The 23,424-nt window shown below is 46.4% G+C and carries 24 protein-coding genes and 1 riboswitch; of the genes, 1 reads left to right on the top strand and 23 read right to left on the bottom strand.

Annotation, left to right across the window (positions count from 1 at the left end):
• Window positions 1-28: 28 nt before the first annotated feature.
• From scpB to ACUYLD_RS07115, 18 genes are all read right to left on the bottom strand, one after another.
• Window positions 29-640 (bottom strand): SMC-Scp complex subunit ScpB, encoded by a 612-nt coding sequence (gene scpB, locus ACUYLD_RS07200; RefSeq protein ID WP_013310766.1) that lies wholly within the window; start codon window positions 638-640, stop codon window positions 29-31.
• On the bottom strand, window positions 609-1,403 hold the full coding sequence (locus ACUYLD_RS07195; RefSeq protein WP_103048712.1) for a segregation and condensation protein A: 795 nt from the start codon (window positions 1,401-1,403) through the stop codon (window positions 609-611). The genes scpB and ACUYLD_RS07195 overlap by 32 nt, the downstream gene beginning before the upstream one ends.
• Before the next feature lie 173 nt (window positions 1,404-1,576).
• A complete protein-coding gene (gene ribH, locus ACUYLD_RS07190) occupies window positions 1,577-2,041 on the bottom strand; it encodes a 6,7-dimethyl-8-ribityllumazine synthase (RefSeq protein ID WP_446674689.1) in 465 nt (154 codons plus the stop codon).
• 79 nt (window positions 2,042-2,120) lie between these two features.
• Window positions 2,121-2,804: a 3,4-dihydroxy-2-butanone-4-phosphate synthase gene (gene ribB, locus ACUYLD_RS07185; RefSeq protein WP_302057459.1), complete on the bottom strand. Its 684-nt coding sequence runs from the start codon at window positions 2,802-2,804 to the stop codon at window positions 2,121-2,123.
• 60 nt (window positions 2,805-2,864) lie between these two features.
• Window positions 2,865-3,530: a riboflavin synthase gene (gene ribE / locus ACUYLD_RS07180; protein ID WP_165177259.1), complete on the bottom strand. Its 666-nt coding sequence runs from the start codon at window positions 3,528-3,530 to the stop codon at window positions 2,865-2,867.
• Window positions 3,531-3,860: 330 nt separating this feature from the next.
• Window positions 3,861-4,034, bottom strand: a riboswitch (FMN riboswitch).
• Window positions 4,035-4,102: 68 nt separating this feature from the next.
• Window positions 4,103-4,570 (bottom strand): IDEAL domain-containing protein, encoded by a 468-nt coding sequence (locus ACUYLD_RS07175; protein ID WP_446674688.1) that lies wholly within the window; start codon window positions 4,568-4,570, stop codon window positions 4,103-4,105.
• Between the two features lie 219 nt (window positions 4,571-4,789).
• Complete coding sequence (locus ACUYLD_RS07170; RefSeq protein WP_446674687.1) at window positions 4,790-7,078, bottom strand: thiamine pyrophosphate-dependent enzyme; 2,289 nt, start codon at window positions 7,076-7,078, stop codon at window positions 4,790-4,792.
• Window positions 7,078-8,091, bottom strand: coding sequence for a 2-oxoacid:acceptor oxidoreductase family protein (locus ACUYLD_RS07165; RefSeq protein WP_190297512.1), 1,014 nt, complete (start codon window positions 8,089-8,091; stop codon window positions 7,078-7,080). Before ACUYLD_RS07165 ends, ACUYLD_RS07170 begins: the two co-directional genes overlap by 1 nt.
• Before the next feature lie 251 nt (window positions 8,092-8,342).
• Window positions 8,343-8,777, bottom strand: coding sequence for a peptidylprolyl isomerase (locus ACUYLD_RS07160; protein ID WP_013310775.1), 435 nt, complete (start codon window positions 8,775-8,777; stop codon window positions 8,343-8,345).
• 161 nt (window positions 8,778-8,938) lie between these two features.
• A complete protein-coding gene (gene lysA, locus ACUYLD_RS07155) occupies window positions 8,939-10,306 on the bottom strand; it encodes a diaminopimelate decarboxylase (RefSeq protein WP_254325391.1) in 1,368 nt (455 codons plus the stop codon).
• A 110-nt stretch (window positions 10,307-10,416) separates the two neighbouring features.
• Entirely contained in the window at window positions 10,417-12,102 is a 1,686-nt protein-coding gene (locus ACUYLD_RS07150) for a spore germination protein (protein ID WP_250268719.1), read from the bottom strand.
• Between the two features lie 25 nt (window positions 12,103-12,127).
• Entirely contained in the window at window positions 12,128-12,550 is a 423-nt protein-coding gene (locus ACUYLD_RS07145; protein ID WP_039271000.1) for a stage V sporulation protein AB, read from the bottom strand.
• Window positions 12,547-13,200, bottom strand: a complete 654-nt coding sequence (locus tag ACUYLD_RS07140; protein WP_039270998.1) for a stage V sporulation protein AA — start codon at window positions 13,198-13,200, stop codon at window positions 12,547-12,549. The genes ACUYLD_RS07145 and ACUYLD_RS07140 overlap by 4 nt, the downstream gene beginning before the upstream one ends.
• A 176-nt stretch (window positions 13,201-13,376) precedes the next feature.
• On the bottom strand, window positions 13,377-14,132 hold the full coding sequence (gene sigF / locus ACUYLD_RS07135; protein ID WP_023989213.1) for an RNA polymerase sporulation sigma factor SigF: 756 nt from the start codon (window positions 14,130-14,132) through the stop codon (window positions 13,377-13,379).
• An 11-nt stretch (window positions 14,133-14,143) separates the two neighbouring features.
• Window positions 14,144-14,599: an anti-sigma F factor gene (gene spoIIAB / locus ACUYLD_RS07130; RefSeq protein WP_039270996.1), complete on the bottom strand. Its 456-nt coding sequence runs from the start codon at window positions 14,597-14,599 to the stop codon at window positions 14,144-14,146.
• Complete coding sequence (gene spoIIAA / locus ACUYLD_RS07125) at window positions 14,596-14,949, bottom strand: anti-sigma F factor antagonist (RefSeq protein ID WP_013310782.1); 354 nt, start codon at window positions 14,947-14,949, stop codon at window positions 14,596-14,598. Before spoIIAA ends, spoIIAB begins: the two co-directional genes overlap by 4 nt.
• A gap of 96 nt (window positions 14,950-15,045) precedes the next feature.
• Window positions 15,046-16,239 carry a D-alanyl-D-alanine carboxypeptidase family protein gene (locus ACUYLD_RS07120; protein WP_061829243.1) on the bottom strand — a complete coding sequence of 398 codons (1,194 nt, stop codon included), beginning with the start codon at window positions 16,237-16,239 and terminating at the stop codon, window positions 15,046-15,048.
• Window positions 16,240-16,452: 213 nt separating this feature from the next.
• A complete protein-coding gene (locus ACUYLD_RS07115; protein WP_430151130.1) occupies window positions 16,453-18,096 on the bottom strand; it encodes a glycosyl hydrolase family 28-related protein in 1,644 nt (547 codons plus the stop codon).
• Window positions 18,097-18,300: 204 nt separating this feature from the next.
• On the opposite strand from ACUYLD_RS07115, the gene ACUYLD_RS07110 reads away from it, so the two are divergent.
• Window positions 18,301-19,512: an O-antigen ligase family protein gene (locus ACUYLD_RS07110; protein ID WP_039270991.1), complete on the top strand. Its 1,212-nt coding sequence runs from the start codon at window positions 18,301-18,303 to the stop codon at window positions 19,510-19,512.
• 124 nt (window positions 19,513-19,636) lie between these two features.
• Here ACUYLD_RS07110 and ACUYLD_RS07105 read toward each other — a convergent pair whose 3' ends face one another.
• From ACUYLD_RS07105 to spoIIM, 5 genes are all read right to left on the bottom strand, one after another.
• Entirely contained in the window at window positions 19,637-20,461 is an 825-nt protein-coding gene (locus ACUYLD_RS07105; protein WP_446674686.1) for a purine-nucleoside phosphorylase, read from the bottom strand.
• 72 nt (window positions 20,462-20,533) lie between these two features.
• The gene (xerD, locus tag ACUYLD_RS07100; protein WP_446674685.1) at window positions 20,534-21,478 is read right to left on the bottom strand and encodes a site-specific tyrosine recombinase XerD; all 945 of its coding nucleotides are present in this window, start codon (window positions 21,476-21,478) and stop codon (window positions 20,534-20,536) included.
• Between the two features lie 105 nt (window positions 21,479-21,583).
• Complete coding sequence (locus tag ACUYLD_RS07095; protein ID WP_069289838.1) at window positions 21,584-21,826, bottom strand: YqzK family protein; 243 nt, start codon at window positions 21,824-21,826, stop codon at window positions 21,584-21,586.
• 166 nt (window positions 21,827-21,992) lie between these two features.
• Window positions 21,993-22,490 (bottom strand): ferric iron uptake transcriptional regulator, encoded by a 498-nt coding sequence (gene fur, locus ACUYLD_RS07090; RefSeq protein ID WP_039270985.1) that lies wholly within the window; start codon window positions 22,488-22,490, stop codon window positions 21,993-21,995.
• Window positions 22,491-22,589: 99 nt separating this feature from the next.
• Window positions 22,590-23,243, bottom strand: coding sequence for a stage II sporulation protein M (gene spoIIM / locus ACUYLD_RS07085; protein WP_023989222.1), 654 nt, complete (start codon window positions 23,241-23,243; stop codon window positions 22,590-22,592).
• Window positions 23,244-23,424: the final 181 nt, after the last annotated feature.

Raw genomic sequence — 23,424 nt, 5'->3', positions numbered from 1 at the left:
TAAGTGAGCCGCAAGATCCGGATGAACTTTATTGGGATTCAAGATCCAGATCGTTGGCTGCAGGCTGGCTGCTCTCCAGACGCTCGAACAATAATTGAGTCTCTTCCTCCAAATTGTCCGAATCTTCGAACAACTCCGGTTGTGGTAGATCTGCCAAAGAGCCCAGACCGAAATAATCCAAAAATGATTTCGTCGTTCCGTACAATATTGGCCGTCCGATGGCTTCAGCTCGACCTTTCTCTTCAATGAGCTCCTTGTTGACCAGTGTATGTATGGCCCGCTCGGATTTGACACCCCGAATCTCTTCGATTTCAACTCTTGTAATGGGCTGGCGGTAGGCCACAATGGCCAGCGTCTCCAAAGCAGCTTGAGACAGTGAGGCACGTGCCGGAGAGTATGCGAGCTTTTCAAAGTAAGGTGCATGTTCGGATAAAGTTGCAAGCTGATAATGACCGGCAATACGGACAAGTTGCAGGCCTCTTCCCCCCTGCTCCATGTCCTGCTTCATATCTTCCAGGCACTGTTCAACCAGCTCTTGCTGCTGCTCTACAATGTCGGCGATCTGCTTGGTGGACAACCCTTCCTCTCCTGCGAGAAACAGCAGTCCCTCAATAATTGATTTCAGCTTCAGATAATCCATTAACCCGTAAATCCCCTCTCCACTCCATTACAATATCATCGAAAAGCTTCTCCTGATAACAGAAAATTTGCTTCATTTTCATCAGTTCAAGGATAGCCAAAAAGGTCACAACCACTTCATGCCGATACATATCCTCATGCATCAGCTTGGAGAACAGCAGCCGTCCTCCATTCCCCACCATCTCTAAAGCTCCAATAACTTGCCGGATACGATCCTTGACTGATATTTCATCCCGATGAACACGGGTTACCGTCGTACGTCGTTCTGCTTTGCGCAAAGCACGCTGAAAGGCCGCAACCAAATCGCTTGCATGCAGCCCATGCACCGGATTTGCGGGTTCAGTGGGCAGGAATGCGCTTAGATCTTCTGGCTCCTTGCCATAAATTAGACTCCGCTCCCACTCACGTTCACTTAGATGGCGAGCAATCCCTTTATATTTACGATACTCCACCAGCTTGCGGACCAGTTCCTCACGTGGATCATAATCCTCTTCCTCATAAAAATCCAAATCGTCATATTCCATCACAGGTGGCTTGGGAAGCAACAATTTACTCTTAATAGATAAGAGCGTCGCCGCCATCACCAGAAACTCGCTCGTAATGTCCAGTTCCAGCTCCTGCATACTGTGCAAAAAAGCCATATACTGATCAGTAATATCGCTAATCGGGATATCCTGAATGTCGATCTCGGCTTTATCAATCAGATGCAACAGTAGATCCAGCGGACCCTCGAATGTTTCCAGCTTGTAATTTACGACTGTCAATGTGCTTCCCCCTGCCTTACTCCAATCATCATTCAACAATACCTTTCCCTATAGCACTTATGCTCTACGTTATCAATCCCTCTTTCTGTAGTATATACGTCATCGCCTTGCTTAACAATCCAATCCCTTTTTCACCTTGCAGTTTATAGCGTTCTATTCAGCTATTCCTATCATTAAAATTGCTTGCCGAGATTGGCCATTTCAATCGCAGCCAGTGCAGAATCCCAACCTTTATTACCAGCCTTTGTACCTGCTCGTTCAATAGCCTGTTCAATGTTTTCTGTAGTCACTACACCAAAAATAACGGGCACTCCCGTTTTCAGGTTGCTCGCTGCCACACCCTTGGCCACTTCATTGCAGACGATATCATAATGTGAAGTAGAACCACGGATGACCGTACCCAGCGTAATTACGGCATCATATTTGCCGCTTGCAGCCATTTTTTGTGCAATCAGTGAAATTTCAAATGCACCCGGTACCCAGGCTACATCAATTTCATCTTCCTGTGCACCATGTCGTTGAAGTGCGTCAATTGCGCCGCTTAACAGCTTGGTCGTAATAAACTCATTAAATCTGCCTACCACAATACCATATTTTAAACCGTTCGATATGAGATTACCTTCTAGAAAACGTGCCATGTTTAATCAACCTCTCTTAGTTTAATTATTTAGGGACTTCGGACAATACTTCAGATTTACTTGGAACCAAGATGTATTTTTACAATGACAAACGACGACGGTAGTCCACCAAATGCTGAATACTGATCAGCTTCAATTGATGTCGCTTGGCGACCACTGCCAGATCAGGCAGGCGGGCCATTGAGCCATCTTCCTTTATAATTTCGCAAATGACCCCAGCAGGCTTGAAGCCACTGAGTCGGGCCAGATCAACAGCCGCTTCAGTGTGACCAGCACGCTGCAAGACACCACCATCGCGAGCAATCAGCGGAAACATGTGACCAGGCTTGCGGAAATCACTGCCTGTGACTGCTTCGTCTGCCAAGGCGCGTACAGTCAAGGAGCGCTCGGCCGCTGAAATACCCGTTGTTGTCTTCATATGATCTACCGATACCGTAAAGGCAGTACCGTGGAAATCTGTATTTTGCTCTACCATAGGATGCAATTCCAAGGCCTCGGCTCTTTGTCGTGTGATTGGTACACAGACCAACCCGCGACCTTCTGTAATCATAAAATTAATGACCTCAGGCGACGCTTTTTCAGCCAAAGCGATAAAATCGCCTTCATTTTCGCGCTGTTCATCATCCACTACAATAACAACTTTACCGTTTTTCAAGTCCTCCAACGCTGCTTCGATGGAATCCAAACGAATCTCTTCGTCATGTTCCAACTCGCCATGCTCTATGACGTTTGCCATTGCACTTGTTTGGCTACCTCTATCCATAACACTTTCCTCCTTATGTCTTGTGCCACGAATGCTCCTAAACAGGCTTACCCTTCAATATCAGGCAAAGCCGTGTTTCGCCAAATAGTCCAAACTGAGAGGAGCTTCTTCTACCCTCTCCGCCTCCGCTGCACCTCTGTAATTTAAAAGCTGTTCTACATATTTGCCCAAAATATCGCATTCGATATTGACGGTATCTCCCTCACGTTTGGCTTGTAAGGCCGTTTCGGATAAGGTATGGGGAATAATGGATACGGCAAAGGTATCTCTCGTACGCTGTGCGACTGTGAGGCTGATACCATCAATTGTGATTGACCCTTTGAGAAGAATATATTTAAATAATGTTTGATTTTTAGGCTCAATTTCGAACACAACTGCATTCTGATCTGATGTTACCCCGCGAATCGTTCCCGTCCCGTCCACATGTCCTTGCACGATATGTCCTCCGAACCTTCCGCTCGCCGCCATCGCTCGCTCCAGGTTGACTCGGCTGCCTGATCTCAACTCTTTCAGATTACTGCTGCGAAAGGTTTCCGGCATCACATCAACCTTAAAGTCTTTCGTACCGATCTGTATCGCCGTCAGGCAAACGCCATTCACTGAGACACTGTCTCCTATTTTCAAATCGCCCAACACCACGGAACCCGAAATCCCCAGCACCATCGCTTCACCGCTTTTGGAAATCGTTTGAATGCGACCCACTTCCTCGACCAATCCGGTAAACATGCCTTCACTCCTTTCCACTACATTTCAGTTTATCCCTAATTCATCAGCTATAAGCGCAAAAAACCCCCAGTTCGGATTCAATCCGTCATGGGGGTGATGAGAGTCACATTTGTAGTATACAAGCGCAGTTCATATGCATCTTAAGACGACATGAAATCATAGGTTTGCCAATAGAAAGCATGACTGAGGATACAACCAAATACGCTCTGAACATCATCAAAAAGAAAGCTTAAGCAAGCTATCGCCCGATGCTGTCCTACAACGAAATAAGCCGTACGCACAATTGGGTATGCTAAAAATCGGCACATGTCACGTCATGCACATGCGCTTCGTATCCTTCTCCCATCCAGACTATACTGTCGGTCCCGGATTTGCACCAGGTCCACCTTCTGCCGATCATTCAGCATCCGGGTCACGGACTAAGCCATGCTGTTTCTCACAAAAACGATCCACAAACATGTCATCACCGCCGGTGGGGAATTTCGCCCCGCCCCGAAGGATCTTGCTCTTATTTAATTGAATTAACATTAAACTTGTTACGTATATTAGCACCGACTTCTAAAAAAAGCAAGTTATCTAATAGAAGCTCCTGCTTTGGTTTTGACATATTGGCTGGAGAGTTCTTCAAACCAGGTTTTATCATTCATATGAAGCGCCAAGTCAATCAGATCGGCCAGTTCCTCGACCCCCAACTCTGTTGCATGATCAAAGGTAATTACGGCTGAAGCAACCGGTCCCCGTCCTTCCTCAGAACATGCTTCATAATCCAGTCGCACATCAACATGTCCGTCAATAAACTCGCATTTCAGAAAATAAATAATTTCGCACATTAAAATGGGGCGTACCTGTGTTTCTAACACGCAATCCATCACCTTGGCAGAATAATGCTGGTTCGTCAGCGTGAATTTGTGTTCTGTCGCTGCCAGCGTAGCCCGTCCAAAATCATCCGTAAACTTTAGCTCCACTGGCTTGATGTTCATAACCTTAGGGATCTGCTTCTTTATAATTTCGATTATTTCAACTGTATTCAGCTTAATCATTACCTGCACCTCATTGCATCTTAAAATTCAGAAGAAAACTTTTTAACGTGCCTCTTATAGGCCTCCACTCCTATATCGGAAATCATTACCTGTTTTTTTATGCTTCAACCCATAAACGACAAAAAAGATTCTTTGCGCAATAAACGCAAAGAATCTTGATTGAACCACTACAGTAACAGCGGCTAACAATGTTAATCGATGATTATGCAAAAAACGTAATTATAGCTCTGAAATTTCATGTTTCTTTTTCAGGATAGTCCAGCGACGCTCAATCTCCTGCTCAAAGGTAGCCAGCGTAGCCTCCTCCTTGAGAAGATGCTTCGTTTTACCCATTAATTTCAACCATTCAGCAGCTGGAATCCGTTTTCCCTTGTCTTCCGGATTGTACGTAATCGTTGTACTGCCTTGCTCTATTTCGTACAAAGGAAAGAAACAAGACTCGACTGCAGCGCCCACAATGCTGGTGCCCAGTCTATCTTCGGATTTCCAATTCAGCGGGCAGGCGCACAGGATCTTACCATAGGCCGTACCCACGTTGTTCGCATACCATTGAGCCTTGGCTGCTTTGCGCAGCATATCCTGCGGATGACTTTCAGCTGCTGTAAAAGCATACGGAATATTACAAGCAGCCATGATTTGCACGGTATCCTTGTGATGTCCTTGCTTTCCTTTTTGCATTTTCCCTACACCCGACGTACTGGTCATGTGACCAACCGGAGTGGAGTATGATTGCTGTGAACCTGTATTCATGTACCCTTCGTTATCATATTCCAGCATGATCAGCTTATGATTACGCAGAGCCGCGCCAATCGCAGAACCCATACCTATATCCATCCCACCGTCACCACTGATCATGATAAAGGTTGGATCGTCCGACATTTCAATTTCATTACGGCGCTTCATTTCCATATAAGCTTCCAGCGCTCCTGAAAGTGTAGCGGCCCCGTTTTGAAAAAGATTGTGGATCATCGGTTGTTTGTGTGATGTATATGGATACCCTGTCGTCGTCACATAAACGCAGCCTGTCTGGAACAACACGACAATATCCCCTTCAATACCTTTGAAAAACAGTTCCAGCGCAGACAATGCCCCACATCCTGGGCAAGCCCCGTGACCTGGTGTAAGACGGCGTGGTTTGGTTGTCAACGACCGCAGGGGTGGCACCTTGACTTTGAGCTTCCCGGTCGCCTCGTCCGGCGTAACCTGAATCAGGCCCGTACGGTATGCATTGCCACGTGGCGGCTGCATAACTTGCGGCATCACCTTGTCCGGTGAACCCGGATTAATACCGTAATAATCAAAGGGCTTCTCCGCTCGTCCGGCCTCTGCCGCCTCAATCGCAAGCTGGAAGAACGCCTCTGCATCTTCCGCATAAAAATCCTTGCCGCCCAAGCCAAAAATACGGCTCAACACGAGTGTCCGATTCAGTGGGTCCTCCTGCAAGGCCGCCTTAATTTCATGCGTTAAATTCCCGCCGTCTGCCCCATATGAGTCTGCACGTTCACCTACCAGCAGCGCCTTGACATCACGTAAGGCTTCCCGCAGATGTTCGGCTGGGAACGGTCGGATGATATTCGGACGTATCACACCAGCTTTAATCCCGCGCGCACGGAGTTGATCCGCCACATCCTTAGCCGATTCAGCCGCCGAATTCAACAGGAATACCGCGACCTCAGCATCCTCCATTTGATACAGATCTAAGATCGGGTATTCCCGACCGGATAAAGCAGCATATTCTGCTGCTACCTGCTCATATACTCCTTCTGACAGCTTCAGTGCTTCGGACAGCTGAACATGATTATTCGTCAGGTCATCACCGTTCATATGCGCACCTACGGTAACAGGATGATCAAAATCAGTAATATTCGGATAATTTAAGTTCGGGTTAGGACCTACAAAACCGCGCACGGTCTCAGCATCTTCAAAATATTGCACTTTACGTTTTTGATGGGACGTATAAAAACCGTCATATGCAACCATTACAGGTAGCCGAACATCGCTATGCTCTGCGATTTTTAGTGCCATGATGTTCATATCATACACAGCCTGTGGTGTACTTGCCGTCAAAATGACCCAGCCTGTATTCAAACCATAGTACAGATCCGAATGATCCCCACGAATATCCAGGGGACCACTGACAGCTCGTGTCACCAGATTCATAACCATTGGAAAACGGGTACCTGACTGAACAGGTAACTGCTCCAGCATGTACAGGAAACCTTGCGAACTAGTGGCGTTCACAACCCTCGCTCCCGCTGCGGCAGCTCCATAACAAATCCCTGCCGATCCGTGTTCTCCGTCTGCTGCAACCAGCTTAATATTATGCTGACCTCTCGTTCTCATCTGATCCAAATACTGCGCTACCTCAGTAGATGGAGTAATCGGGAAATATCCCATCATATGATAATTAATCTGCGCAGCCGCCGTAGCTGCCATTTCATTACCGGATTCGAACGTTGTCACTTGCGCGGCGCCTGTCTGTTTGAGTTCTTCCTCTAGTTTTGCCATTACGCACGCCCTCCTTCATATACCGGAAATTGGTGGGCAACTCGATTCTGTTCCGCCCATCCCCATTGCTCACGGCGCGAGCTTAATGCCCCCGATGGGCAAATATCTACACATTTCAGACATCCTTTGCAATACTGGTAATCAATCCCTTGCAAAAATGGCATCATTCTTCCGCGTTTGTCAGCTTGTTCTTCCCATACAAAACAGTAATCGGGGCAAATCGAATCACACTTGGCACAATGGGTACATTTATCAGCTTCATATTCAGGCACATACCCCTGGCGTGAACCACTAACATCTCTCGTCATGCTGTTGCCCTGAGTTGCAATAACGCCCCCCAGTAGTTGCGTTTCGTATCCCAGCAGTGGCTGCGGACGTTCAAAGACCCGATCCTCTGCGTCATCAGTAACTGGATATACGTGCAGTTCCATTTCCTCATACCCCCGGTTAAACGTACGGAGATTAGGTTCCACTAACAGTGGATTTTTCTTTTCAAAGGTACTGCGTATAACCGATCTCATCGCTTCCGGGTCCAGGAAATCACAGACACGGAACAAGGCACCGAGCATGGACGTATTTAGTTTGGTCCGCTCTTCCAGTGCGATGCCCATCGCATCCACCACCGCTAGTGTACCGGATACCAGTCCCAAATCAGCCCGTATTTCTTCTGCTGGACGCGTGGAATTAACCACTACAATCCCATCCGCTGGCAGTCCGCTGATTACATTTACCGTTTTGTATAACGTTTCATGGAAAATGCCTACCACATGCGGTTGCTCAATCGGACTGTGATCCCGAATATCGACCTCCGGCTCACAGAAGCGGACGAAGCTTTTAACCGGAGTTCCCTTTTTTTCCGAACCGTAGGACGAAAAATTTGAAGCATTCAGCCCCAGACCAAGCACCCCGGTTTCGGCCAACATTTTGCCAGCCAGATTAGCGCCGAGTCCACCAATGGATTCCAGCCGGATTTCAAAAAATCCGAGTCGATTTGTGCGCGTTAAAATAGACAATGTGATAAGCCCCCTTCTTTTCCAATCCTTACTGAGTTTGAATACTCATATAAAATAAATGGAAAATGCATTCTTATCGAAAGGCTATCACAACACTTACTTTTCGAATGTGATCTTACGCACTGTAACGCCTACGTGATTGCGAAAATCAATAAACCGTCAAACAAAAGACAACAAAAGCCGCCCTGTCCAAAGACAGAACGGCTTAGGTGCAACGCTATTTGAAAAAGATCATGTAATTAACGGTAAAATTACACGTCAAATACTTTAACCTCTTTCATTTTGTCGCCTTGTTTTACAGCATCAATGAATTCCATACCTTTGGTTACTTTACCAAATACAGTATGTACTCCATCTAAATGTGGTTGTGGAGCGTAGCAGATAAAGAATTGGCTGCCACCTGTGTTGCGACCTGCATGAGCCATGGACAGAACGCCTTTGGCATGCTTTGTTGTATTCGTAGCTGTTTCACAGTCAATCGTGTAACCAGGACCGCCTGTACCGTTACCGATTGGACAACCACCTTGAGCAACAAAGCCCGGAATGACACGGTGGAAGCTCAAACCGTTGTAGTAACCGCTGTTTGCCAGCTTTTCAAAGTTAGCAACGGTGTTTGGAGCTTCTTCTGGGAAAAAGTCAATTTCAACGATACCGCCGTTTTCAAGATCTATTCTACCTTTTTTCATTGTTTGTATCTCCTTTTCAACCTGTTTTGAGAACTAAATAACATCAAGTTCCAGTTTACTATGAATTGCCGCGCTTAGCAAAGTCTTGTCCAAAAAAAGAGCCATTGTCCCCGGTGTATTATTACCGACTCAATGGCCTGCTTGATCTTACAATTCTAAAATCAGGACGAAACGGTAATCTTGGCGTTGGGCTGAACCACTGGACTAGCTTGATCACGAATCAAGCGCTGTGGCACAACATCGTTGCGTACGATATCTTCGTAGGTTTCCCGACGCACTACCAACTCGGCCTCACCGTTGCTGACAAATACAACTGCTGGTCGACGTATTCGGTTATAATTACTCGCCATGGAGTAATTGTAGGCTCCGGTTGAGGCAACAGCGAGCAAATCGCCGCTATTTATACGAGGCAGCTCTACATCCCAAATCAGCATATCGCCGCTTTCACAGCATTTGCCCGCAATGGACACCGTTTCTTCGTTCGTATCCTGCGCTCGATTAGCCAGCATCGCTTCATACTTGGCCTGATACAGTGCAGGACGTGGATTATCTGTCATCCCGCCATCTACCGAGACATATTTGCGTACCTGCGGGATATCCTTGATGCTTCCTACCGTATATAAGGTCGTGCCTGAATCGCCTACAATACTGCGTCCCGGCTCAATCCAAATTTCTGGAAGTTCATCGTAAAGTCCTGAAAAATAAGTTTTCACCGCTTCGCCGATAGCCTGTACATAGGTTGATACTTTCAGTGGTGTGTCCTCTTCTGTGTAGCGAATGCCAAATCCCCCACCCAGATTAATCACTTTGAAAGAAAACTGAAGCTGTTCCTTAATTTCTCTGGAAAAAGCTGCAACCCGTTCAGCAGCCATTTGGAAGCCATTCACTTCGAATATTTGCGAACCGATATGAGAATGTACCCCCAGCAGGTTAAGATGGTCTAGCTTGATAGCCTGTTCCACTGCTTGGCGTGCTGTACCGTTTCCAATGTCAAAGCCAAATTTCGAATCTTCTTGACCTGTGGCCATATATTCATGCGTATGCGCCTCAACCCCTGGTGTAACCCGCAGTAAGATATTCACCTGCTGTTCTTTCTCGGAGGCAAGGGCCTGCAACAAATGCAACTCCATTTCGCTATCGACGACGAAGCAGCCAATTTGCGCATCTAACGCCATTTCAATTTCTTCCGGTGTTTTGTTATTGCCGTGGAAATGGATTCGCTCTGCCGGGAACCCTGCTTGTAGCGCAGTAAACAATTCTCCACTGGAAACTACGTCAAGTGACATCCCTTCTTCAGCAGCTAAAGCGCACATCGCCATAACACAAAACGCTTTGCTTGCATAAGCGACTTGAAACTTCAATCCGGTTTCACGAAAAGCTTCTATATACTCCCGGCAGCGCCGGCGGACTAACTGTTCGTCAACAATATATAGCGGTGTGCCAAAACGCTCTTTCAAAAGTGTTGTATCACAACCGCCGATTTCCAAATGTCCATTGCTGTTAATTTTACTGCTTCCATGCAAATACATGTTCTGGCGCCTCTCTTTCTGGAACAAGCTAGTCATATTCCATCGAATGTTTACACCAGTATAGCAAAAAAAACATCAAGAACAATGGATTTTTATGCAGATCATTTATATTAATGCTCTTGTCCATTGCCTGAGTTCGAATCTGTGTCGGCATCCGTATGGGGCATACGCGTATTGTCCCTCGTTTTGTTAGATGACGGGCGGTTAGGTGCATCTAGTACAGGCATGCGGAACAAGATGGAAGCTAACGCTTTGGCATTAAAAGGAATGAACGGCCACAAATACGAAGAATTATATGACCGATGCAGCGTCAGCATCAAAATGATCAGTGTCGTACCCACGACAAAGCCCGGTACGTGAAAAATTGCAACAGCAACCAGCAGGAATAGTCGAATCAGTCTATTCGCCAGCCCTAGCTCGTAGCTCGGTGTTGCGAACATTCCTATGGCAGCGACAGCCATATACAGCACGACCTCATTCACGAAAAGTCCCGTCTGAACCGCTATGTCACCGACTAGAATGGCTGCGATCAAGCCCATAGCGGAAGCCAGTGGTGTCGGAGTATGCACAGCCGCCATTCGCATAAGATCGACCCCTAGTTCCACGATGATAAACTGTGCAATCAGCGGAAGATGTGCTTCCTTTTGAGGACCGATAAAATCGAGAAACGCCGGTTTTAATTCGGGATTGATGACCATTAGCAGCCACATGGGAAGCAGAAACATCGAGGCAAATATGCCTAAAAAACGTACCCAGCGCAAATAACTTCCCATAAAAGCAGTTTGCCGATTCTCTTCTGCATGCTGACACAAGTCAAAAAAAGTGGTAGGCAAGATCATCACGCTGGGTGAGGTATCGACGAAAATAACGAGCCTTCCTTCCATAATATGCGAAGCCACGACATCTGGTCGCTCCGAATATCGTACTAATGGATATGGATTCCAACCTTTATTGATAATCGTCTCCTCTAATTGCTTATCGGCCAGAGGAATACCATCCAAATTAACATTTTTAATTTTGTCTCGTACAGTATCCACCATCACCTTATCCACAATATCGTCAATGTAGCCCAAACATACGTCTGTTCGGGTTCGACGTCCGACCTGCATTGCCTCAAATTTAAGTCCTGGATCCCGCAAACGTCGGCGCACCAAACCTACATTTGTAAGCATTGTTTCAGTAAACCCGTCGCGGGCACCGCGCACAACCCGCTCCAAAGAAGGTTCCTCCGGACTACGCACCGGATAATTACGAGTATCCAGAATAAGGGAAAATCGTTCGCCTTCCATGAAAAAGGCACTCATCCCTGTCAGCACCTTGTTAATGACGACAGACATCTTATCTGTCTTCTCCACCTGAATATGTGGAATAAAATTTTCGAAATACGCTTGTAGTCCATCCGAAGAGAGATTATCCGGCGTCAGATAGGTAAGACGCTTTAGCACTTCAAGCATGATCTGATCTTTCGCAAAGGTATTTAGGAACAGATATCCGGTATGACGCCCACCCAGTGTCATTTCCCTGAATACCACATCAAAGGTCTCCCCCAAACCTAATACTGTTTCAAGTGTATTCTTATTATCCTTCATCCTCGGCGATATATCATCTTCGTTCTGCCAGTAGCGAACGGACTCCTCTACGTTATCAGACCGCTCACTCTCTTTTTTGTGTTTAAAACGTGCGGATTCCTGCGCCTGCTTTTCCTTCCATGGACTCAACTCTTCTCCGTCAGTATGATATTCCTTTCCGATTCCCCCGTCTTCTTGATGTTGCTCTTGATCCGCTCTGTGATCCATATTCCTTGCCCCCTCGCTTTCGTTGTTAACGGTTGTATACAAACCAGTCAAATAAGGAACCCGTCACCTTGCCAAGCACCATTGCCATTAATAGGCCAAACATATACACGGTCATGTGGAGTCGCTTGGCGAGTATAGGCAGGAGATTCAACACCTCCGTTAAAGCCGCGGCGAGCAAACCAATAAACACTCCGCAAAACAACCCAGGTATCCATGTAAATATGCCCGGTAGTGGCAAGCAAATGTTCCAAAAATCGACCACAGTCCCCAGCACTGAACCTATAATCATTGCCTTTTCGTATGCACGTGATTTTTTATACGTACGGGTGAGTTGTGCTAATCGCGGCATGATATCCAGCACAATAAAAAAAGCAATTACACCGCTACCCACCGCAAGGCCCCCAGCAATACCTAAAATAATCTGAAGTGCAGCCTGTACAAATATCATGGTTTCTTATCCTTTGTGTGCAAACGGGCCATCTTTTCATACTCCTCTGCCACAACATACTGATCCACATTTTCCTGGTACAGATACATTTCCACCTCCAGCGGCGTCGGCTCCTCGTTCCAATTTTTCTTGAACAAGTGATTAAAAAAAACGATCATGCCAAAGCCGATGCCGATCGAGTAAGCAATTTGAAACAGGTACGGATGTTCATCTTTATGTCCCGTAATCATCTCCACAATCCGAACCTGTACCTCCATCATGCTAACGTCGGCATGAAAATTCATAATTGTCAGCGCAGAACCAAAAAACAGAAGCACCCATACCAAAACAAACAGTATTTTGGACGGCTTACGGGGTTTCTCCACGAGTTCCACAAGTACATGTGGCTTCCCGAGAGATTCAACTACGACCCCCGGAATATGATCTCTAATTTTTGCTATGATCTGCAGCATGTCTATCAGTATCAGATTACCGTCCTGGTGCTGCGGCCGCTTGAGAACAAGCTCAAGCAGATCCTTTTCCCATTCAGGATTAGTCAGCAGATGGGCTACATCACCCAAATGTAAATCCTGCCCTTGTATCATGCGAACACGGCTGCGGAGCCGCAAGTAGACAATAGGAGCTACTGTAGGAGCCGGACTATGAGTCATCCGATCCCCTCCTTATCCTCGTAATTATCGATTAGTATGGAACGAAGCGAGGAAACCTATTCTGTGTATTGTCTTTTATCCCACGCAAAAAAGAGTACCCCTGGCCATTAAAATGGCTTTGGAATACCCTTTTTAAATACGTAAGCATAAAGATTTCACTAAGATCCTGACTGTTATTATTGGGCAATCTGATCGCGGATCAGTTGTAAAATCTTTTTTTCCAGCCGTGATACCTGTACCTGAGAAATACCAAGCCGACTTGCAACCTCTGATTGAGTCTGATCCCGGTAATAGCGCAGGTACACAATCAACCGCTCCCGCTCAGATAGTCCGCCAATGGCTTCATTGAGTGCCAGCTTGTCGAACCACCTTTCCTGTGATTCGTCAGCAATCTGATCCATAAGTGTAATTGGATCACCGTCATTTTCGAACACCGTTTCGTGAATGGAGGTAGGCGGCTTATTGGCCTCCTGCGCAAAAACAACATCCTCCGGTGTCACTCCCAGCTCATCAGCAACTTCCTTGACTGTAGGCAGACGGTTGAGCCGTTTGGATAGCTCGTCTTTCATTTTGCGGACCTTATTGGCCGTTTCCTTCAAGGAACGGCTAACTTTGAGTGTACCGTCATCACGCAGGAACCGTTGAATCTCACCGATAATCATCGGTACTGCATATGTTGAAAATTTGACTTCGTAGCTGAGATCGAATTTATCCACCGATTTTAACAAGCCGATGCAACCAATTTGAAAAAGATCGTCAGGTTCATACCCCCGGTTCATAAAGCGCTGCACGACAGACCAGACGAGCCGGATATTACTATTGACCAGTGTCTCACGAGCCTCATTATCACCGGATTGACTCAGTGCAATAAGCCGCTTGACTTCCGCATCCTCCAAATAGCTGTGCGAAGTTTTTTTTCCTCCTGCTTCCATAGGATCAACTCCTAATTATATAAAGCTTTCTTGGATTCAATCCTTTTCTTCATCCGGACCGACGTGCCTCCGCCCGGCTCACTGACTGCTTCAAACTCATCCATGAAATTTTCCATAATCGTAAAGCCCATGCCGGAGCGTTCCAATTCAGGTTTGGACGTATATAGAGGTTGCTTGGCAAGTTCCAGATCTTCAATTCCTCGGCCTGCGTCCTCAACAACCAACGTAATCACGTCCGCTTCAATCCTGACTTTGATCGTTACGACACCTGACGGGTCGCTGTCATAACCGTGAATAATGCTGTTTGTCACCGCTTCAGACACCACGGTTTTCAAATCACTTAGCTCATCCATTGTGGGATCAAGCCTAGAAATAAATGCCGCGACAGCCACACGAGCAAATGCTTCATTCTCCGATTTGGCAGCAAACTGCAAGCTCATGAAATTGTTACCCGTGCCTTCTCTCATGACACTACCTCCAGTTCCGTGAGCGCATTTCCCTCGTTGTCATATATGGGCATGATTTTGAACAGCCCGGACATATCCAGCAGTCGGTGTACTGGCGGATTGACATCACAGACTGCCATTTTCCCGCCCTTTTGCTTGATCAATTTGTACCGTCCCAAGATAACGCCAAGGCCGGAGCTATCCATAAACTGAAGATTCTTCAGGCTGAGCACAATATGCTCGCATTGCCGACGCTGAATCGCCTCATCCATTTGCATACGGACCATGTCCGACGTATGGTGATCAAGCTCACCAGACAGCCTTACAATCAGTACCCCCCGGTGATGCTCCATTTCAATTTGCAGGTTCATGCTTACTCACTCTCCTCCCGGTCATGGACAAGGATTTCTACGTAGCCGCAGACGATTCCTGCCCTCCGACAAAACTAGAAGAAAACCCCGTAAAATCTACAAAGAAAATAGGTTCGACATGGTACGTTTAAACAATTTCCACCATCCGGCCTTTTCAATAGCCACAGGCGAAGTGATATTAAACTCCTTAAGACGTTGTCCATCCTGATAGACGACCAGCTTACCGATTGGGTCACCAGCCCGGACAGGAGCTTTGAGGCTTGGGGCCAGTTGTAATTCATGACGCAACGTTTGTTTGTTGCCACCTTTTTTCACCAACACGCTGTAAGAACGCTCAGCCTGAATTTTCAGCTCTGGCAATACGCCTTTTTCAACTTTTACACTACCCAGCAATTCACCCGGCTTGTATATGGATTTCATTGTATATTGAGAAAACGCATAGTCGAACATGGAAGATACTTCATTGTTGCGTATCTTCGTATTCGGCTCCCCAAGCACGACAGCTACGACACGCAAGCCATCACGCTTCGCAGTAGCGGAAAGACAGAACTTTGCTTCTCCCGTATAGCCTGTTTTCAGCCCGTCTGCTCCAGTATAGAAACGGACAAGCTTATTCGTATTCACCAGCCAAAAGGGTTTTACCGAGGATTTGCGCAAATAGTCCTGATAGGCTCCCGTATATTTCGTAATTTGCGGGTATTTCAACAACTCCCGGCTCATAACCGCAATATCATGCGCAGAAGAATAGTGATTCTCGACAGGCAAACCGTTGCAATTGGCAAAATGGGTATCCTTAAGCCCGAGCTGCTGCACCTTGGCGTTCATCATGTCGACAAAAGCCTGCTCAGACCCTGCAATTTTCTCAGCCATCGCCACAGAAGCGTCGTTGCCGGAAGCCATCGCGATTCCCTTCAGCATCTCATCGACCGTCATTTCTTCTCCCGGCTCCAAGAAAATTTGCGAGCCCCCCATTGAAGATGCATATTCGCTGGCACGAACTTTATCGGTCAGCTTAAGCTTGCCATCCTGAATGGCCTCCATGGTCAGCAACATCGTCATAATCTTGGTGATGCTCGCTGGAGGAAGCTTTTCACGACTGTTTTTTTCATAGATGACTGTGCCCGTATCTGCATCCATCAGGATCGCCGAGAGAGCCTGGGGAGCTAGCTCAGCCGCTGATCCCTCTTTGGTTTTGCTTTCAGGTATGCTTTCTTCGGCCCAACCGCCGACAGGGACGGCAGTCAAGGCTACCAGGCAAGCCAGGATGAACGCCACCACTTTTTTCTTCACAATCGGTTCCCTCCTCAACATATTGGCGTAAAGCACCGGAGCCCATTTACTTAACCCTCCGGCCTATTCGCGTGCTGCTAACCATTGTCGTCAGAATGAAAGAAAAATATTCCATATGGATAAAAACATCAAATAGCACCAAGCTGAGTCAGCATGGTGCACATTTTCCAATATATAAAAAGACAGAACATCTATCGTCTGTGAAATAATGGTTTAAATTCGGCTTACGGTGAGATATGTGATACCGCCACCCGGTAAAATATCCATTGTATATTGACTAAACACCCGTATATCAATAAAAGAATTCGCTTCCAGCCTAAGTTCCATTGCTCCACTCAATGCACTATAGTTCAGTCCGCCGATAACCCTATCATCGAGATAGGCATAGGCGGAGCTCCCGGCAAGCTGCTCATCATTCAGGTGAAGTGCCAGCCGTGTGCGATTACCATCCACTTGAGGATCGGTCGAAATGTAGACTTGTATTCTGTATTTCCCAGCTCGCTTGGCTCGCCATCGGCTATTCGCCGCGTCGAATTCAATCAGCTCATCATGGTTGATTTGATTGAACTTTACCTTCTGCCAGCTACCTGCGGGGAGATTTTGCCTTGCTCCCAGGTAGGCTTTAACAAAGGTTTCGTCCAAATGCTCAATTCCGTTGTTCGAGTATTTCTCGACCAGCAGCAAAGCCTGCCCTGTCCCATTGTTCTCGTCATAACGATTATTGCTATAGCTAAAATCCAAATGTGAGCGAAGTGTCACCTGCTGTGTGGAAGAGCTGCCAGAGAAAGAAATAAGCTGCTTTAGATTACGGGGATACCCTCCCACCTCGTCCACCAAAACTTTTTTGCCAATGACCACATCCACAAAATAGTTACATACGGATTGGGTGTCATCGAATTTGTCCGCTATCGCTAAAATGGAGTCACGCAAGGCCACATTTTTCGTTTCTTTGGTAGCACCAATTTGAATAAAAGAAGGCACTGTCATCTTATGCTCTCTGCTTAGTCCCTCAAACCAGCAGCCTATAAATTCAGCGTTCATAAAATCATTAATTAGAATGGGAATATCATTGGAACTTCCATCCTTAATGTGCTGGCTAGCCAAAAATCTGGCTCCGTTGGAGCTGTTCAGATCCAATGCCGTATCGTTCCCCAATGTAAAAAGCGCTATGCTAGTAAACTGTGAACTTCTATTCTGTAAGTGAATCCCTGTTTTATTGTAATTAATCTCCGTGCATTTAAATAAATTCACATCACTTTCGTAGCCCCAAAAAGCCGTTTCAAAATGCTCAATTAGGACGTTATCTAGGGCAACTCCGCCGCCCTTCCAATCCTGAATACCTAAAGTACCTTTGCCATAATATCCACGCTTCACTGACTGCGAAAACGGATTATTTAATGTGGATCTGTCAGCCCCCTCGTACCGGATCGATAAGTCATGAAACTGCACATTTTGAAATCCGCTAAACGATGGTAGACTTTCATCTCCAATTTGAAAACAAGGACCCGTACCATAATATTCAATCGACGTAACACCTTTGCCTTGTCGGTATCTGCCCTTATGAATGCCAAAAATGCGCACACCCTGCTTGCGAATCTGTAGGGTAGAGGTTATTTTGTACCGTCCACTGGGGATGTGAAGAATGGAATAATCGGGGGTCTTATTAATCAACTCCTGCAAAGCTGCCGTGTCATCCTGAATACCATCACCAGCAGCTCCAAACCAACTTACGTTTACACTGCGTTCAATGAATTCTTTTTCAATGGTTTTAAAATTTTCATTTAATTGCTGCGGCGTTAAGTCTTTGCCTGTACCACTCAAATTCAACTTCAAACGGTCTGTAAAATGATCCGCCACCCGAACACCCCCAGGTTTAAAAACGTAAAAAGTTCCTTTTCAACCAAGCCGAAGAATTCTTCATTTTCTTAGCATGGACTGAGTATATGCACAATAGGGCTTGCTCTAGGCTTGAGAAAAATGAAAATAAATATTTTATTATTATTGTACAAGAAGATACGTTTTGTATATTATAGATACATAATGTATCTAGGTGGTGAAATCGTGAAACATGTACTTACCGTAGCTGGTTTACTGGCTTTTTCGATTCCTTATGCTTGTCAGGGTTTGTCCCCCAGAGTTATCACGATTTCCCTGCTTATTCTGTTGTTCAGCTATACCATGCTACTACCTTCACTCAAGTCATTGATCGCAACCTTAGTCGACAATCCGTTGCTGACTTTACTCATGCTGTACATCGCTGCCTCCTGTTTATGGGCTGAACAAGAGCAGACCTCTTCCTTGCTGATGGTTCTCAAATTTCTTGCCTTCTCTACCTTTGGACTCTATTTGGTCACTCATTATACAACACAGGGCTGCATTCGCCTCTTAGTCGTTACGTTAAGTATTTTGAGCATACTCAATCTACTCGCCGTTTTGCTCGTTCCCTCCTTTGCTATTCATGGTGGCGTAGAACATACTGGGCTATGGAAGGGCATCTCTGGTCATAAAAATACACTTGGAACTCTCTCTCTGTTAAGTTTTGTTTCACATGTTATTTACTTTTTCAGGGGTAAACATAAAGTTTTGCATATTGGCTTCATCTTACTCAATGCCTTATTGCTCATCGAGTGCCAATCTACCACCTCTTTGGTGCTGACATCTTCGCTCTTCGTATTTATATTGTTTATATTGCTATTCAAGAGAATCCGAAGCATTGCATTACGCGGTTTCTTCATTAGCTGTTCCTGCTTGTTCGTTCTTTTGGGTTTGGTATTCATCTTTACTTATGGAGATGCGATTGCGTCGGAATTTGGAAAAACAACGACCTTAACTGGAAGAACGGAAATCTGGCAGGGGATTGGTGGTGCTATTCAGAGCCATTACTGGTTCGGACATGGTTACGGCTCCTACTGGGCAGCCCGGCCCAGTATCTATGCGAATGGAATTCGATTTGATCTGACAAGCAGCCATAGCGGTTTCCGAGATCTGTGGATCGATGTGGGCCTTACAGGACTACTGGCAACCATTACACTCGCCATAACCACTTTATTTAAATTCAGAATTGGTAAAGCAGATATGTATACATGGCTAACGGCAGCGGTTTTTTTCCTTTTTATCGTATTGAATAATATAACGGACAGCCGTTTCCTGAACTCGCTATCTATTTACTGGATTATTTTTATGGTTATTGTGATCAAGGTGCAAGAACGACATAAACTGGCTGTAGCAGAAAAAGCGAATTCAACTGCATTGAGCACACAGCCTCTTCATTAGGAGATCATACTCAGCTCAACCGCTGTATGTGAAAAAGAACCCCGTACCCACGCCAACAAAAGGCGTTCGGATACGGGGTTCTTGGGATATATGTCCACCGCTTCGGTTGAACATGATCCCCAATCTACATTTGTGGAATAATCGCTAGTACAAGTTTTAAAAATTGCTCACGTACCTTCTCTGCCGTCTCCATCACTTCACCATGGGACAAAGGTTGATCCAGAATGCCTGCGGCCATATTCGTGATACAGGAGAAGCCCAGTACCTCAATACCTGCATGACGGGCTACAATAACCTCAGATACGGTCGACATACCCACCGCATCTGCGCCCAGTGTACGCAGCATAACGATTTCAGCAGGCGTTTCATAGTTAGGGCCCAGCAATCCAGCATATACACCTTCTTGCAGGCTGAAGCCCTGTTGGTTAGCCGTTTGCTTAGCAATTTCACGCAAGCGGCGGCTGTACGCCTCCGACATGTCTGGAAAACGAACGCCCAGACCGGCATCGTTCGGTCCGATCAGCGGATTTTGTCCTGTCAGATTAAGATGATCCGAGATGACCATCAGATCGCCTGGTTCGTAGGAAGTATTTACACCACCTGCTGCATTCGTCACCAGCAGACTTTGAATCCCCAATTGCTTCATCACCCGAACTGGGAAAGCCGTCAGTTGCGGGCCATAGCCCTCATACATATGGAAGCGCCCTTTCATCATGACGACAGCGCGACCTTCAATTGTGCCTAACAGTAATTCTCCCTCATGACCTTCTACTGTCGATACAGGAAAATGGGGAATATCCTGATAAGGAATACTAATTCCATCCTGAATTAAATCGGCCAGAATACCGAGACCCGATCCCAGAATAAGACCAATCTCTGGACGTATTCCGCTTTTGGCACGGATATATTCTGCTGCTTCCTGAATTGTAGCTTGGTTGGCTGTTGACATTAGTATCTCTCCTGACTTGTACAATCGTAAAGTTATAGTCATTATCACATTTTCTATGAAAGTAAAGTATCGTTACGTTCGATCTTTGCTTTCATGAGAAGTGCGGTTGCCGCCGTGCGGGTGATGCTTCTCATATACTTCCTTCATATTCCGTCTGGCCGTCTGCGCATATACCTGCGTCGTTGACAGATCAGCATAACCCAGCATTTCCTGTACAGAGCGTAAGTCCGCTCCGCCCTCCAGCATATGTACCGCAAAGGAATGCCGCAGCGTGTGGGGCGTGATATCCTCGCTTATGCCTGCTTCCTGGCCGTACTTCTTAATCATTTTCCAGAAGCCCTGTCTACTGAGACGCTGTCCAGATACGTTCAGGAACATGGCTTCCTGCTCTACCTGAGCTTCTTCACCCTGCCCGGATCTCAGCAATAATAGACGCTGCTCATCCATGTAGGCTTGTGCCCACTGTGATGCCTCACGGCTGATCGGTACAACACGCTCCTTGCCTGCCTCGCCGCCACAGTGCACAAAGCGCAGATCGGTGCGCACATCACGCACGTTAAGGGCAATCAGCTCCGATACGCGAATGCCCGTCGCATATAACAACTCCAGCATCGCCTTGTCTCGCACCCCTTGCGGGGCAGTCACATCTGGCGCGGCCAGCAAACGCTCTACCTCATCCTGCGTTAGCACCGAGGGCTTCTTTTTAGTCGCTTTAGGCAGCTCCAGCAGAACGGACGGATCATGGATCGTAATTCCCTCCCGAATAAGAAAATGAAAAAAGGAGCGAATGGAGGCGACACTACGTGATATCGTCGCCGCAGCTTTTCCCTGTTCCTTCAAACGGCCCAAATACAGTACCAGATGTGACCGTTGGACGTTATCCGGCTGCTCAATTCCACAGCTTTCTGCGAACTCGACAAACTGCTGTACGTCTCGTTGATACGCTTCCAAAGTGCTGCGCGACAAACCCTTTTCCTCTTCCATATATTGAGCGAAAGGTTGAATGTACATTTTCATGAGTTCCAAAAGTCTCCTTGTTCTACATACAGCGGTTCAGTCTCAGCGTCTGCTTCTTCGTGTGCTGCCTTCATTTCATAAGCTCATCAAGACCGATTACTTAGACTATTCACCATACCAGTAAAAGAAACGTAAACGTTCCAACACTGCTATTCGATGCTCGGACCCTTCATTTACTTTTTGTCCGCCAAATACCTTAACTGCATGTCCTTCCGGTATTCGGTAATGATCTACAGGTGTTATCCAATCTGTAAAGAGCCTGAGGCTAAAAAAGAGCATACATGCCAGCACCCCGAACAAGATTACCAAACGCAGCCATTTTAGTCCTCTCCGCAACGATAGTACCATGTGAATCAGCCGCCTTTTCCCCAGAATATGGCCCTAATTAGGACTCTCTATGGAAGGGTATGACAAGCTATTCCTTTTTATACCGCTTAATCCCGAACAACAGATCCCGAACCAAAAAAGCTCTCCCGAACGCATCTTCGTCGGTGAGAGCTTGGGTAGTCAGCTTTTAGTCCTGAGATTTGTTTTTTTTGGATTTGCCCAAAGATTTCTGAGCGGTCGTATCGTTCTTCGCCTTACAACGATAACAAATACCGTGGAAGTCCAAACGATGATCCACTACGGTAAAATTATATTCCCGTTCCAGGCGCTCCTCCAATGGTCCAAGCCAATCTTCCAGTATTTCATCTACACTGCCACACTGCACACATATCAAATGGTGATGGTGATGTTTGGTTGTATCGCCGCGCAAATCATAACGCGCAACGCCATCACCAAAATTAATTTTCTCCACGACATGCAGTTCACTTAGCAGTTCTAGGGTACGGTATACGGTTGCCAGACCGATTTCGGGAGCTTTCTCTTTGACGAGCATAAATACATCTTCCGCACTCAGATGATCATCTTCGTTCTCAAGTAAAACTCTGACGGTGGCTTCCCGCTGAGGCGTTAGTTTGTAGCCCTGGGATTGTAGTTGCTGCTTAATTTTTTCGATCCGTGCTTCCATGTGTCTCCCTCCCCCTGCAAAGCTACTGCCTACTGCACTTTTTTCACTCCTATTATTATAGGGGGTCTATACAAATAAAGTCAAACATTTTGAAACGGATTAAGATGACACGGAAGCTGTCAGCATAGGAGTGACCCATTGCATCATAACCGGGGTGATCCAAGTTTCAAAGGACGCGCTACCAATAAGAAGCACCATCATCACAGCAGTCAATCCTGCGTAAGACAGCAACGGACGCAGCATTCCGTCTGACGGCCGGGTAGCGAGTATTTTGGTTTTGATCATATGGATGGAAAAAGTCATCGCAGCCACGCTGCAGACGAGCAGTACCGGAATCACGAGCAGGTTATGGGGAGCAACTGAAACCAAAGAAAATAGCAGTCCTTTCCACGAATATTGCCCCACCATATAACCTACTGAAAATCCGATTAGCACACCCTTGAGGAAATTCAATACAAGAATGCCCGGTAGACCAATAACCGAAAGGCCACACACCCAAATTAGGCCGACCCATTTCAGATGTAAAGATACGCTATCCCAAAAGGTCGAGGCCGCCTGCGAATCAGCGAAGCCCTGTTCGTTTTGATTGACCGTTACAAAAAAATCCTTCAGGTAACGGGACAAATCCTGTAACTGCTCCAGCGAGAGCGCGTTTACCATAAGTGCACCAAAGACGACTCCCACCAGAAACAGCACAGCCAAGAAAACATAATACGGCGTCTGATCCTTTAACGTATGACGAAACCATTGCATCGGCGTCCTGCCCCTTTCATCTGCTTGTTTGTCCAAAAAACAACCGTAATCCGACGGCTGATGGCTAGAAGTGGGGCAGCTTTCGCTGCAGATCAAACATCACGAATGATGTGCCAAGCCAGCGGCATAGATAATTTATGGTTATGAACAAGCAGACGCTGATATGCCTTTAGAGGGACAA

It is taken from the genome of Paenibacillus sp. SER-28, assembly GCF_052906305.1.
Note: the sequence above shows the minus strand (reverse complement) of the source record. Positions and strands in the feature narration are given on the sequence as shown.